Here is a 12,873-nt window from a genome sequence, read left to right as displayed (position 1 = left end):
TTAACTGCATAAGGAAAGAGGCCAATGCGCAAGTTGTTGCTGGGGTTTGCGGCTGTATTGACCTGTTTTGCCGCCTGTGCAGCGGCAGAGGGCGAGCCGGCCGGGGAATTCGACTATTACGTTCTGGCACTCAGCTGGTCGCCGAACTGGTGCGAACAAGAAGGCGATGCGCGCCGCGCGGAGCAATGCGATGCCCGTCATGATCATGGCTGGACCCTGCACGGGCTGTGGCCGCAGCACCACCGCGGCTGGCCCAGTTACTGCCGCACCGCTGCCGCCCCGCCCAGCCGCGGCATGAGCCGGGAGATGGCGGATATCATGGGCAGCCCTGGCCTGGCCTGGCACCAGTGGAAGAAGCATGGCACCTGCTCCGGCTTGACTGCACGCCAGTATTACAGCCTGATGCGCGAGGCCTACACCCGCGTCACCCGCCCCGCCATCTTCCGCAGGCTGAAGACCCCCGTCACCCTGCCCGCTGCCGTGGTAGAGGAGGCGTTTCTCAAAGAAAATCCGGGGCTGTCGCGCGACAGCCTGACCATCACCTGCCGCGACGGCGCCATCCAGGAGGCCCGCATCTGCCTGTCGAAAACGCTGCAGCCGGTGCCTTGCGGGCGGGATGCGATCCGGGATTGCACGTTGAAAGACGCCCGCCTTGCGCCGGTGCGCTAAGACCAAGACCGGGAGGGGCGCGCCACCCCTCTTGGCCTGGCGGCCGATTCACCCCGGAATGCTTCAGACCAGAAAGATCCGGCGCCCGCGGCCTTGGCTGGCCGGGTGATCCGCCAAGGCCGCCCCCCTGTCACTTTGCCGGAAACAGCCCTGTCCTGCTGCACGCGGCAATAAATGGCCTGTGACGCACACTTCGCGCGGTTTTGTGCTAGTATAAAGATATGTGCCGCACCCGGCCCTGCCTGAACGGCACTTCCGTTGTAGTCAGCGAGGAGGATGACGCGCATGGCAAAAACAATTGGGAACCCGCTCAGCTGGCTTCTGCAAGGGGCAGAGACAACCGGGCACCATATCGGCCAGACGGTCGAAGAGATGGGCAGCAGCGGCGTCAAGGAACTGCCCAAGGCACGCAAGCTTACCATGGATGACATCATTCATTCGCTGGCTGCCGGCCTGGAGGATTTTGCCGCCTGCCGCAGCGATGCCATGTTCCTGGTGCTGTTTTATCCGCTGATCGGCATCACGCTGATCGTGATGAGCCTGTCAATGAATCTGTTGCCCCTGATCGTGCCGATGATCATGGGTTTTGCGATCCTTGGCCCGGTGGCCGCGGTTGGGCTTTATGAAATGTCTTCCCGCCGTGAAGCCGGGTTCGAGCCGCGCTGGATGGATGCCTTTGGCGTCATCCGTTCCCCCGCGTTTGGCGGCATTCTGGTGCTGGGACTGTATCTGGCGGCGCTGTTCATTGTTTGGCTGGTGGCCGCTGACATGATCTACAGCCGCACCCTGGGGCCGGAACCGCCGGCCTCGCTGCTGGGCTTTGCCACGGAAGTGGTGACCACCCGCGCGGGCTGGATCATGGCCATAACCGGCGGCATCGTGGGCGCGGTCTTTGCCTTTGCCGCGCTGGCGATGAGCCTGGTGTCCTTTCCGCTGCTGCTGGACCGCCATGTCGGCCTGCCGGTGGCGGTGGCCACCTCGATCAAGGTGCTGCGCAAGAACCCCCTGATCTGCATGACCTGGGGTATCATCGTCGGCTCCGCGCTGGTGATCGGTGCGATCCCCTTCCTGGCCGGGCTGATCATTGTGGTGCCGGTGCTGGGGCATGCGACCTGGCATCTGTACCGCCGCGCCGTGCAGTAAAAGGCACCGCTTGGCAAAAAAAGGGCCGGCAGATCTGCCGGCCCTTTGATGTGACACCGCTGAGGTGTCAGCCCACCTTCAATACGATCTTGCCGATATGGCCGGAGCTTTCCATCCGTGCGTGCGCCGCGGCGGCCTCGTCCAGCGCAAACTCGCTGTCCATCACCGGTGCGACCTTGCCTGCCTCGATCAAGGGCCAGACCGCCTCGCGCAGGTCCTGGGCAATCTGCGCCTTGGCCAGATCGCTCTGCGGCCGCAGGGTCGAGCCGGTCAGGGTCAGCCGTTTGACCATCATCAGGGCGAAATTCAGCTCCACCTTCGGCCCCTGCAGAAAGGCGATCTGCACCAGGCGGCCGTCTTCGGCCATGGCCTTCACATTGCGGGGGATATAAGCGCCGCCGACCATGTCGAGAACCAGATCGGCGCCGCCCTCCTCCCGCAGCACCTCGACGAAATCCTCGTCGCGGTAGTTGATCGCGCGTTCGGCGCCCAGCTCGAGGCAGGCCTGGCATTTCGCGTCCGACCCGGCCGTGGCAAAGACCCGTGCGCCAAAGGCCTTGGCCAGCTGGATTGCGGTGGTGCCGATGCCGGACGAGCCGCCATGCACCAGGAACCGCTCCCCCGCCTTCAGCCCGCCGCGGGTGAAGACATTGGACCAGACAGTGAAGAAGGTTTCCGGCAGGCAGGCCGCCTGTTTCAGATCCAGCCCCTTGGGAACCGGCAGGCAATGCGCCGCCGGGGTTGCCACATATTCCGCATAGCCGCCGCCGGGCAGCAGCGCGCAGACCTGATCGCCCACCGCGATGCCGCTGACGCCTGCGCCCGCAGCCACCACCTCGCCCGAGGCTTCAAGCCCCGGCAGGTCGCTGGCGCCCTTGGGCGGGTCATAGGCCCCGGCGCGCTGCAGCGCATCGGGACGGTTCACGCCGGCATAAGCGACCTTGATCACCACCTCGCCATGGCCCGGCTGCGGCACCGGGCGCTTGGTCAGCTGCAGCACCTCCGGCCCGCCGGGTTTGCTGATTTCAACCGCGCGCATCATCTTTGTCATGGCAATTCGTCCTCCTGATCCTTGCCCCTTGCCTACCACCCGTCCGGGCGAGCGCAAACAGCAAAGGCGCCGCAGCCAGGCGCCTTTGCGGAGCACACCCGCCCAAAAGTTCGGTCCGGACCTGTGTCAGCGCCGCGGGTTCAGCGACCCAGGCAGATCATCGCGGTCTTTCGGCGGCTTGATTTGCCCGGCCAGCCAGTTCGGCCCCGCCAGGAATGGTTTCAGCAAGGGATTTTTCTGCAAACCCGCCTTCAGCTTCTCAAAATCCATCACATTGCCGATCCGGCGGTCGAGAAACTCCCAGGTCGCCTGATGCTCAAGACTGTCATCGCCCAGCCAGAACAGCACCGTAGCGGAATAGACCCCGGCGAGCGTGGCACGTTTGGTGTACCAGTTCAGATCATCCGAGCCGTCGCCCAGCGTCTCCCAGATCAGATCGCAGGTGCCCCAGATCGCCTTGACCCCGTCGCCGGCATATTGCGGCAGTGTCAGCAGCGTGGTGCCGCGGCGCACCGCTTCCTTGTCATCGACCGCTTCCAGCCGGAACCGCACCGCGGCTGCCACCTTGTCGCGGAACCTGAGGCCGGACAGGTCCTCGGCCTCAAGCCGCGCCAGCATCCGCGAATCGCCGCGGGCGTGATAGGCCAGCGCCAGGTCCACCCCGCCGCGCGGGCAGACCGCATGGGCCAGCACCTCAGGCACATCCGCCTCCTGGCAGGCAGCACGGAATGTCACCTCGGACCAGCCGTCAAACGGCACGTGATTCAACGCTGCATCCAGCAGCCTTGCCTTGATATCGTCCTGCGCGTGATCCTGATTTGCAGTCATGCCGCTCTCCCGCTTTCAGCGTCCTGATACCCTACTAGACAAAATAACCTGCCTTTGCTATACGGCCAGTTCCTGCAATTTCCTTGCAACTCAAACTTAGAAAGGTGGTGAAAACCACATGCAGGTTAGTGTTCGCGACAACAATGTCGATCAGGCGCTTCGTGCCCTGAAGAAAAAGCTGCAGCGTGAAGGCGTATTCCGCGAAATGAAGCTCAAGCAACATTTCGAGAAGCCGTCCGAGAAAAAAGCGCGCGAGAAAGCTGAAGCGATCCGCCGTGCCCGGAAACTGGCACGTAAGAAGCTCCAGCGCGAAGGTTTGCTGTAAGCAGCAGACCGTCCAGCTTTGGACAGCACTTGGCCGGTCTTGCGACCAGCCGGAACTTAAGTTCAGACGACCCCCGCGGCCCCGCCCCGGGGGTTTGTCATTTCTGCCCCCATGAGCAAAACACCTCGTCTCGAGGGGAGGCACAAAAATGCCTCAATTTTGCCCGACTTACATCTTTAAGGTGTATTTCGCTAAACTCTTCTGCTATACAGGTAGTGCGGCAGGGCAAATCTGATGCGTTTCCCTAACCATTGCCCCGCCGGCCGGGATTGGAACACCCGGTTCATTGAAATCCGGAGCAGGCCGCGTCCCCCCCGAAAAAAACGACACCGGCGCCTGTCTTGGTCCCTGCAAACAAGGCATAGCCTCTGCGGGTTTTCAATATGGCCGGGCGCCGGCAGCTTCCCCCGACGGCGCCCGGCCCACCCTTTTCTTTGGCTGTTTCCCCGGCAAGGCCCCATGCCCTGACGGCCGCCGCCCCCCCCCGAATCCCCCACCGCCCTGCCCGCTGCCCTGCAGCGGGATTGCGCCGGTGCCGCGCCGCCAGCTGCATAGGGCAGCCCAAGGCGGCCGCGCGCGCAGGAATCCGCGTATCCGCCCCCCACGCTACGGCAGAGCCTTGCCGCAATTCCGCGCTGCACCCTCCGGCCCTTTCGGTGCCTTGAATTTCCGTTAACCGAAGGCAGCACCGCCGCCCAGCCGGCACACTCACGGAGCAGTTACCGATGTCACAGGCAAGCCAACTCGAGCGCCAGATGCTCGACCTGATCAACGCCGAGCGCACGTCGCGCGGGCTTAACCCGGTCCAGCTCGAGCTGCGCCTGAACGATTCGGCAGAAGACCACAGCGAATGGATGCTGCAGCAGGATGTCTTCTCCCATACCGGCGCCGGCGGCTCCAGCGCCGGCGACCGGATGAAGGATGCCGGCTTTCAGTTTTCGGGCGGCTGGACCTGGGCCGAGAATATTGCCTGGCAGAGCGAACGCGGCGCCGCCGGGCTGGCCGATGACGTCGTCAACCTGCACGAATCGCTGATGAACAGCCCCGGCCACCGCGCCAATATCCTCAGCGCCAGTGTCGAAGTGATCGGCATCGGCGTCGAGCAGGGCAATTTCAATGGCTGGGATGCGGTGATGGTGACCCAGAACTTCGCCAAGACCAGCGCAGACCTGCAACTGGACTCCGGATCAGGGGGCAGCGCGGGCGGCGGCGGCACAGGCACCGGTGCCACATCGGGAAATGATAACCTGACCCTTGGCAGCGCAGGCAGCCTGGACGGCCTCGGCGGCAATGACACGCTGACCGGCAGCAACGGCCGGGACCGCCTCGACGGCAGCGAAGGCCGGGATAAACTGAACGGCAGGGCCAGCGGCGACGAGTTGCACGGCGGCTCCGGCAATGACACGCTGCGCGGCAACAACGGCGCGGATGAGCTGAACGGCGGCTCCGGCAACGACAAGCTGTTCGGCGGCCAAGGCAAAGACACTCTGGATGGCGGCAGCGGCAACGACAAGCTGGCCGGCAAGGGCGGCGGCGACCTCTTCATCTTCAGCGGCGGCGACGACACCGTGACCGATTTCAACCCGGATGCCAGCGGTGAACGCATCGACCTGAGCGCCGCCACAGGCATCACCGGCTTCAGCGATCTGGTGAACAACCACACCAGCCAGACCAATGCCGGCCTGCTGATCAGCGACAGCGATGGCGACAGCCTGCTGCTCAGCGGCATAACAGAGCAGGAGCTTCAGCAAAGCGACTTCCTGTTCTGATCCCGGCCGGGCAAACGTGCAACGGGCGCGCCGCGGCACGCCCGTTCGCCCGCTTGGCGTCTAAGACGGACCCTCAATAAATTTTGGGCACATACAATTCGTCCGGCAGCACCTTGCGTTCATAGTCCGGGTTGTACTTGCGGTCCGGCAGCTCGACCTTGTCGCTCGGCACCTCTTCATAGGGGATCTTGGTCAGCAGATGCTCGATGCAGTTCAGCCGCTCGCGCTTCTTGTCGTTGCCCTCGACGATGTACCATGGCGCCTCGGGGATGTTGGTGCGTTTGAACATCTCCTCCTTGGCCTTGGTGTACTGCTCCCAGCGGATCCGGCTTTCCAGATCCATCGGCGACAGTTTCCACTGCTTCATCGGATCGTGAATGCGCATCATGAACCGCAGCTGCTGTTCCTCGTCGGTGATCGAGAACCAGTATTTCAGCAGGATGATCCCCGACCGCACCAGCATCCGCTCAAATTCCGGAACGTCCTGGAAGAACTGCTCGACCTGGTCGTCGCTGGCAAAGCCCATCACCCGCTCGACGCCTGCACGGTTGTACCACGAGCGGTCAAACAGGACGATCTCGCCGCCCGCCGGCAGATGCGGCACATAGCGCTGAAAATACCACTGGCTCTGCTCGCGGCGGTTCGGCGCCGGCAGCGCCACCACCCGTGCCACCCGCGGATCCAGCCGCTGGGTGATCCGCTTGATCACCCCGCCCTTGCCCGCTGCATCGCGGCCTTCAAACAGGATGCAAACCTTGGCGCCGGAGTTCTGCACCCAGTCCTGCACCTTGATCAGCTCCGCCTGCAGCCGCAAAAGATTGCGGAAATAAATCTGCCGGTCGAGCATTTCCGGATGTTGTTCCCGGTAGATCTTGCGGATCTCCTGGCTCAGCATCGGCTCCGAGAATTCAATCTCGATATCCTCGTCCAGCGTGTCCTGCAGCTCCGCTTCCAGCCAATCCAGGGATGCGGTTTCAAATTCGCGGGTCACGGGCAGGGTTCCTTCCTTGTCAGGTCGTGCAAACACCGCCTTGTACGGGCGGCATGTGACTGTTTGATGTCACTCCGCCGGGGCAGCAGACAGCCGTCGCCGCAGCAAAGGATCCGTCATGCGGCCCTGGCTGCACTTTCCCCCAAGGCAACTGGAATTTCCACCGGGGTTCAAGCGCAAAAGCCCCTGGTCCGGCAATAAGCATCAGCGCCGCATCAAACCGGCAGCGCCGTGGTCTTGAACACGGTGCGCAGTGCAAAACTCGACTGCATCTGCGCCACCCCCGGCAGCCGCGCCAGATGCTGGCGATGGATGCGGGCAAAATCCTCGGTGTTTTCCGCCACCACCTTAAGGATATAGTCCGCGGTGCCCGCCATCAGGTGGCACTCCAGCACATCCGGGATCCGCGACACTGCCTTTTCAAACGCGTCCAGCACCTCATCCGCCTGGGCCTGCAGGGTGATCTCGACAAACACCGTGGTCGGCACGTTCAGCTTGCGCGCATCCAGCAGCGCAACATAATCGCGGATATACCCGTCCGTCTCCAGCCGCTGCACCCGGCGGTGGCAGGCGGAGGCCGACAGGTTCACCCGCTCCGACAGGTCGGCGTTGGAAATCCGTCCCTGCTTTTGCAGCACCGACAGAATGCGACGATCTGTTTCGTCTAACGACATTTCTCGAAGAACCTTGCTCATTTTCGCCTGAATTGACGAAGATTATTCGAAAGCCCTATTTCATTTCCACCTCAAAAAGCAGCACATATTGCGGTATCTGCGGCAAAATGACCGTATTGAATTTGGAGGAGAAACACACATGAAAATCGGCTGCCCCACCGAGATAAAACCGCAGGAATTCCGCGTCGGCATGACCCCGGACGCGGTCCGAGAAGCCGTCAACAACGGCCACGATGTTGTCATCCAGAAAGGCGCCGGCACCGGGGCCGGCTTCACCGACGAGGATTATACCGCCGCCGGTGCTGTCATCCTCGGCACCGCGGAGGAAGTCTTTGCCACCGCCGGCATGATCGTCAAGGTGAAGGAACCCCAGGCCGCCGAGCGCAAGATGCTGCGCGAAGGCCAGCTGCTGTTCACTTACCTGCATCTGGCACCCGACCCGGAGCAGACCCATGACCTGCTGGAATCGGGCTGCACCGCAATTGCCTATGAGACCGTGACCGACGACCGCGGCGGCCTGCCCCTGCTGGCGCCGATGTCCGAAGTGGCCGGCCGTCTGGCTCCGCAAGTGGGCGCCTACACCCTGCAGAAAGCCAATGGCGGCCGCGGCGTGCTGATGGGCGGCGTCCCCGGCGTGGCCCCGGCCAGGGTTGTGGTGATCGGCGGCGGCGTCGTCGGCACCCACGCCGCCAAGATCGCAGCCGGCATGGGCGCGGATGTCACCATCCTCGACCGCTCGCTGCCCCGCCTGAAGTATCTCGATGACGTGTTCGGCCGCACCTTCAAAAACCAGTACTCCACCGCCGGCGCAACCGCCGAGCTGGTGCGCCAGGCCGACATGGTGATCGGCGCAGTTCTGATCCCGGGCGCCGCGGCACCCAAGCTGATCTCGCGCGCACAGCTAAGCGAAATGAAGCCCGGCGCGGTGCTGGTGGATGTCGCCATCGACCAGGGCGGCTGCTTCGAAACCTCCAAGGCAACCACTCATGCCGACCCGATCTATGAGGTCGACGGCATCATGCATTACTGTGTCGCCAACATGCCGGGCGCGGTGGCGCGCACCTCGACCCAGGCCCTGGGCAATGCAACTCTGCCCTTCCTGCTGAACCTGGCAAACAAGGGCTGGCGCCAGGCCTGCGAGGACGACCCGCACCTGCTGAACGGCCTGAACGTGCATGCGGGCCAGCTGACTTACTACGCGGTCGGCGAGGCCCTGGGCATCGACGTGCTGTCGCCGAAACTGGCGCTGAAACAGTAACCGCCCCAGCCCGCAGCGAAATGCACCAAAGCCCCGCCAGACCCGGCGGGGCTTTCCTTTTGCGCAGCCCCTATTGCCCCGCTGCTGGTGCCGGCGGAAGCAAGCGGCGGCACCTGTCGTTGCCTGCAGCGCGAGCCGCCCCTGCAACAATCTTGCGCTGCCGCAAGCCACCGAACCGGCCTTCGGGAATTACCTGTCCGGCTACTTCCCGGATGCGGGCGGCGATCTGGAAACGCTGGAGGGCGCCGTCTTCTACGGCCAGGCGGAGGGCGGCAGCCAGGAGGAGCTGTTCCGCAGCGATGCGCCTGATGGCCGCGTTCAGCCTGGGCAGCGGTCTCCCGGAGGTTTCCAAGGACGGCCCTGTCCCCGGGAGGTGGAAGAGTTCGATCTGATCTCCGGCAAAACCCGCCGTTTCCGGCCTCGCACTGACGCCGGGGCCGGAACATTCCCCGTTTACAGGCTGCAAGGCCGCTCCTAGCCTGCTCCTGCGAACATAACCGCTGGGACGGAGAGGGAACGGATATGCTGGACGAATTCAAGGCCTTCATTGCCAAGGGCAATGTCATGGATATGGCGGTGGGGATCATCATCGGCGCCGCCTTTACCGCCATTGTGAAATCCATGGTCGATGACCTGATCAACCCGATCATAGGGCTGTTCACCGGCGGTGTGAATTTCACCAACAACTTTATTGTGCTGGGCGGCGACGGCGCCAGCTACGGCTCGCTGGAGGCCGCGCGCGAGGCCGGGGCTTCGGTTTTTGCCTATGGTTCCTTCCTGATGGCGGTTCTGAATTTCCTGATCATCGCCTGGGTGGTGTTCCTGCTGGTGAAATCGGTGAACCGCGTCCGTGACGCGATGGAGCACGAAGAAGACACCCCGGCAGAAGAAACGCCCGCCGGGCCGTCTGAGCTTGACGTGCTGCTCGAAATCCGCGATTCGCTGAAAAAATAGCGCCGCAACAGCGGAATGCGACAATTGCAAAGGAGCGGGCGTCCGCTCCTTTCGCGCGTTTTCAAAGGACTGAATTTGATGGAACAACTGATTGAACAGGCCGGCGCCTACTGGCCGCTGATGGTCAGCGGCACCAAGGCGCTGCTGGTTCTGATTCTTGGCTGGATCGCCACCGGCTGGATCAGCAGCGCGGTGCGCAGCCGTATCAACCGGACCCCGCGGATCGATCCGACGCTGGGCAATTTTGCCGCCAGCCTGGTCCGCTGGGCACTGCTGGCGGTGGTGCTGGTGGCGGTGCTCAACATCTTCGGGATTGAGGCCACCAGCCTGGTTGCCATGCTGGGTGCCGCCACGCTGGCCATCGGCCTGGCGCTGCAGGGCACGCTCAGCGATCTGGCGGCGGGCTTCATGCTGATCCTGTTCCGCCCCTATAAAATCGGCCAGTATGTGGACATCGGCGGCACCTCCGGCACAGTGAAAGATCTGAACCTGTTCATCACCGAACTGGCGACGCCGGACAACGTGCAGATCATCGTGCCCAACGGCCAGGCCTGGGGCTCGATCATCACCAATTTCTCGCATCACCCCACCCGCCGCGTCGACATGGTGTTCGGCATCGACTACGGCGACAGCGCTGATGCCGCCAAGGCGATCATTCTCGAACAGGCCGGCGCCGATGCGCGGGTGCTGCAGGATCCGTCGCCCTGGGTCCGGGTGACCAATCTGGGCGACAGCGCGGTCGATTTGACAGTCAGGGTCTGGTGCAAGGCCGAGGATTACTGGGAAGTGAAATTTGCCCTGACGCAAGGCGTGAAGGAGGCTTTCGACGCCAAGGGCATTTCAATCCCCTATCCGCATTCTGTGGAAATCAGGAAAGAGGGCTGAGGCCCTCCCGCCCGTTTCCGGCCCTGACGGGCCTGCCTCCGTTGGGCCGGGCGCCCCGCCTTTGGCGGGGCGTGTCTGCGCTGCTGCCTAAGAGGGCTGGCCCGTCCGTGCCCTCTGCGCGGCCAGTTCGGACCGCGCGGCCCCGGCGCGGTCCTGCAGCCTGTTCTCCGACTCGGCAGGCGGCCAGCCGCACAGAACAGCCCCCCTCATATGATGAGTTGGAGGTCAAGGGGTGTACGACCATTTTGTAGCCCTTTCTTTCTGCCATCGACGGTATCCAGTTGCGCCCATTCTCAGTACCGGCAGGCCGCGCCTCACCTGTACCACCTCATATCCGGTCGCCGCTCGGGACGGCTGCACCATAATCCCGCATCCGGGGTGGGCTCAGGGGAACGGAACCATTCTTTTTTAGCGGCGATTGAAGCCATGGGGGGCTTCGGTCCGTTCGCCTGGATCCGTCAGGGCTGCTCGCCCCGAGGATTGGGTTGACCTAGGGGAATGTGCTCAGGCTTTGGTCATGACGGCTCCCTCGATCACGGTGCCGTTGGCCGTATACTTCCACAAGGCGACGAGGAGTTTGCGCGCCAGTGCCACGATCGCGACCTTCTTGCCGCGCCCACCGCTGTGGCTGATACGTTCATGGAACCAATGTGTCAGGGCTGAGTCTGGCTGATAGCGAAGCCAGAGCCAAGCCAACTGGATCATCGTTGTGCGTAGCCTTGGATTGCCTGCCTTCGAGACACCCTGCTCACGATCGATGCCGCCGCTGCGCCAAGGTGAAGGCGCAAGCCCGGCATAGGCTGCGATCTGGCGCCGGTTGTCGAACTTCCGGAACAGTCCCTCATGCGTCAGAGTGCTGGCAAACTCCGCGCCAATGCCCTTGATGTCTTTGAGCATCGCCTGCGGCGAAGCCTCACCCGCTTCGGCACACAACGCATCACGCTCGGTCTCAACGGCCTTGATCTGCTCAACCAGTAGTTCCAGCCGGTCGAGCTCGCGGCCGATCTGCGACTTGAGGTGGACCGGCATTGGCAAGCCGGCGCCCGTCCGCAGCTCCTCGAGACGCGCGCGCCGGTCGCGACGCACCGGCTCATAGCCTCGGATGCCAACGCTGAAGAGCAGCCCCTTGATCCGATTGACGTGCCGCTTGCGCTCCTCGACCAGCGCCTTGCGCTCCCGACCGATCCGGCGGCGATCCTCATCCTCAACCGTCGGCACGCGCACCATCGAGCATACCCGCGGTTCGCCCCGCATCCACGCCATCAGCGTGCGAACCAACGTCTCCCCGTCGATGCGGTCGGTCTTCGCCCGGCGGTGCCGGCGCGACACCGCAATCGAGGCGGCGTCCACGACATGGCTCGTGATCCAGTCTTCCGCCTCAAGCGCGCGGTGGATCCAGAAACCGTCGAGCCCCGCTTCCTGGATGACAACCACCGGAAAGCGCTTGCCGGCACGCGCCACTGCTTTCTCCCGCAATGCGGTTAGACAGGCCAGAAGGGCTGCCATGTCACCGCCCGGCACCGAATGCCGGGACATCTTCTCTCTGCTTGGCGTAAGCGACGTTATCAGCCAGGTCGATTTCGACAGTTCCAACGAGACGAAAATTGCACCAAGATCAACGCGGATAGCGGCAGGTGGCGAAGCTGGTTCAGCTGTCATGGCAAATCCCTCCAGAGTGGTTAGTAGCAAACCGACTCTGATCTCCCACAGGCCGCTGTCCACCACTCATCATGGGATCTTTCCGCATCGGCAAAGACCCATTGCGCGGCCAGCAGCTGATAGCTCTTGACCTCCCAGCCAGAGGCATCGCGGTCGAAACGCAGCCGCCAGGTGCCCCGCACCTGGACTGGCAGGCGCAGATTCCGGGGACAGCTGATCGCCTCATGGCCGTTCATCGCGGTACGCACCCCCTGCACCCGCAGCCTCTTCATTTGCTCGACCAGACCTGCCGCTTGGCGCTTCCGGCGGCCGGCAAACACCACCTCGATCTCGGTGCCGGGACTGACGATCCCCTTGACCACAAGATCGCCGCGGTTGTTCATGCTGAACACCGGCACCAGTTCCACCGCGACATCGCGGACTTCCCGCTTGAACAAGCCCCCGTCCTCAATCAGCGGGGTGATCTGAGAGGCTGGCTTTCGACGATTTTTCATACGTGCATTTCCGGCGCCCTGCTCAGCAGGCACCATATCAGGTTGGACGTCTGTTTCAGGGCTATAGACTACCCTGCCCGGCTTAACGAAGCGTTGCCGGTGCCAGGGCTGTTGCTCCGCGCCGCCCCCCAAGCCCGGCAGCGGCTGCGCCGGCAGCCCCCCAATACCCGCGG

General features: G+C 63.4%; 13 protein-coding genes. 7 read left to right on the top strand and 6 right to left on the bottom strand.

Annotated features, from left to right (window positions below; all coding sequences use genetic code 11):
* The first annotated feature begins 24 nt into the window (after positions 1–24).
* Both AC0KW6_RS07085 and AC0KW6_RS07080 read left to right on the top strand, forming a co-directional pair.
* Positions 25–669 (top strand): ribonuclease T2, encoded by a 645-nt coding sequence (locus AC0KW6_RS07085; protein WP_323782687.1) that lies wholly within the window; start codon positions 25–27, stop codon positions 667–669.
* Between the two features lie 285 nt (positions 670–954).
* Complete coding sequence (locus AC0KW6_RS07080) at positions 955–1,812, top strand: DUF2189 domain-containing protein (RefSeq protein ID WP_323782684.1); 858 nt, start codon at positions 955–957, stop codon at positions 1,810–1,812.
* A gap of 67 nt (positions 1,813–1,879) precedes the next feature.
* Here the strand turns inward: AC0KW6_RS07080 and AC0KW6_RS07075 are convergent, their stop codons facing one another.
* Together AC0KW6_RS07075 and AC0KW6_RS07070 are read right to left on the bottom strand one after the other, a co-directional pair.
* Positions 1,880–2,863, bottom strand: coding sequence for an NAD(P)H-quinone oxidoreductase (locus tag AC0KW6_RS07075; protein WP_474034540.1), 984 nt, complete (start codon positions 2,861–2,863; stop codon positions 1,880–1,882).
* A gap of 126 nt (positions 2,864–2,989) precedes the next feature.
* Positions 2,990–3,691: a COQ9 family protein gene (locus tag AC0KW6_RS07070; protein WP_474034539.1), complete on the bottom strand. Its 702-nt coding sequence runs from the start codon at positions 3,689–3,691 to the stop codon at positions 2,990–2,992.
* 118 nt (positions 3,692–3,809) lie between these two features.
* On the opposite strand from AC0KW6_RS07070, the gene rpsU reads away from it, so the two are divergent.
* Positions 3,810–4,016, top strand: a complete 207-nt coding sequence (rpsU, locus tag AC0KW6_RS07065; protein WP_024088814.1) for a 30S ribosomal protein S21 — start codon at positions 3,810–3,812, stop codon at positions 4,014–4,016.
* Between the two features lie 725 nt (positions 4,017–4,741).
* On the top strand, positions 4,742–5,785 hold the full coding sequence (locus AC0KW6_RS07060) for a CAP domain-containing protein (RefSeq protein ID WP_474034538.1): 1,044 nt from the start codon (positions 4,742–4,744) through the stop codon (positions 5,783–5,785).
* Between the two features lie 73 nt (positions 5,786–5,858).
* On the opposite strand, the gene ppk2 is transcribed toward AC0KW6_RS07060, so the two are convergent.
* Complete coding sequence (gene ppk2 / locus AC0KW6_RS07055; protein WP_474034537.1) at positions 5,859–6,776, bottom strand: polyphosphate kinase 2; 918 nt, start codon at positions 6,774–6,776, stop codon at positions 5,859–5,861.
* Positions 6,777–6,991: 215 nt separating this feature from the next.
* A complete protein-coding gene (locus AC0KW6_RS07050) occupies positions 6,992–7,450 on the bottom strand; it encodes an Lrp/AsnC family transcriptional regulator (protein WP_323778598.1) in 459 nt (152 codons plus the stop codon).
* Between the two features lie 139 nt (positions 7,451–7,589).
* Here AC0KW6_RS07050 and ald point away from each other — a divergent pair, with 139 nt between their 5' ends.
* The 3 genes from ald (at position 7,590) to AC0KW6_RS07035 (ending at position 10,547) form a co-directional block, all read left to right on the top strand.
* Positions 7,590–8,708 carry an alanine dehydrogenase gene (gene ald, locus AC0KW6_RS07045; protein WP_323778535.1) on the top strand — a complete coding sequence of 373 codons (1,119 nt, stop codon included), beginning with the start codon at positions 7,590–7,592 and terminating at the stop codon, positions 8,706–8,708.
* A 522-nt stretch (positions 8,709–9,230) separates the two neighbouring features.
* Positions 9,231–9,662: a large conductance mechanosensitive channel protein MscL gene (mscL, locus tag AC0KW6_RS07040; RefSeq protein ID WP_474034536.1), complete on the top strand. Its 432-nt coding sequence runs from the start codon at positions 9,231–9,233 to the stop codon at positions 9,660–9,662.
* A 78-nt stretch (positions 9,663–9,740) separates the two neighbouring features.
* Entirely contained in the window at positions 9,741–10,547 is an 807-nt protein-coding gene (locus AC0KW6_RS07035) for a mechanosensitive ion channel family protein (RefSeq protein ID WP_323778539.1), read from the top strand.
* Between the two features lie 504 nt (positions 10,548–11,051).
* Here the strand turns inward: AC0KW6_RS07035 and AC0KW6_RS07030 are convergent.
* Together AC0KW6_RS07030 and AC0KW6_RS07025 are read right to left on the bottom strand one after the other, a co-directional pair.
* Entirely contained in the window at positions 11,052–12,206 is a 1,155-nt protein-coding gene (locus tag AC0KW6_RS07030) for an IS110 family RNA-guided transposase (protein WP_474034535.1), read from the bottom strand.
* A 20-nt stretch (positions 12,207–12,226) separates the two neighbouring features.
* The coding region (locus AC0KW6_RS07025) for a hypothetical protein (RefSeq protein WP_474034534.1) at positions 12,227–12,873 on the bottom strand (647 nt) is incomplete at its 5' end.

This window comes from Leisingera sp. SA215, from assembly GCF_055902035.1.
The sequence above is the reverse complement of the archived record's forward strand: the minus strand, read 5'-3'. Positions and strand labels throughout refer to the sequence as shown.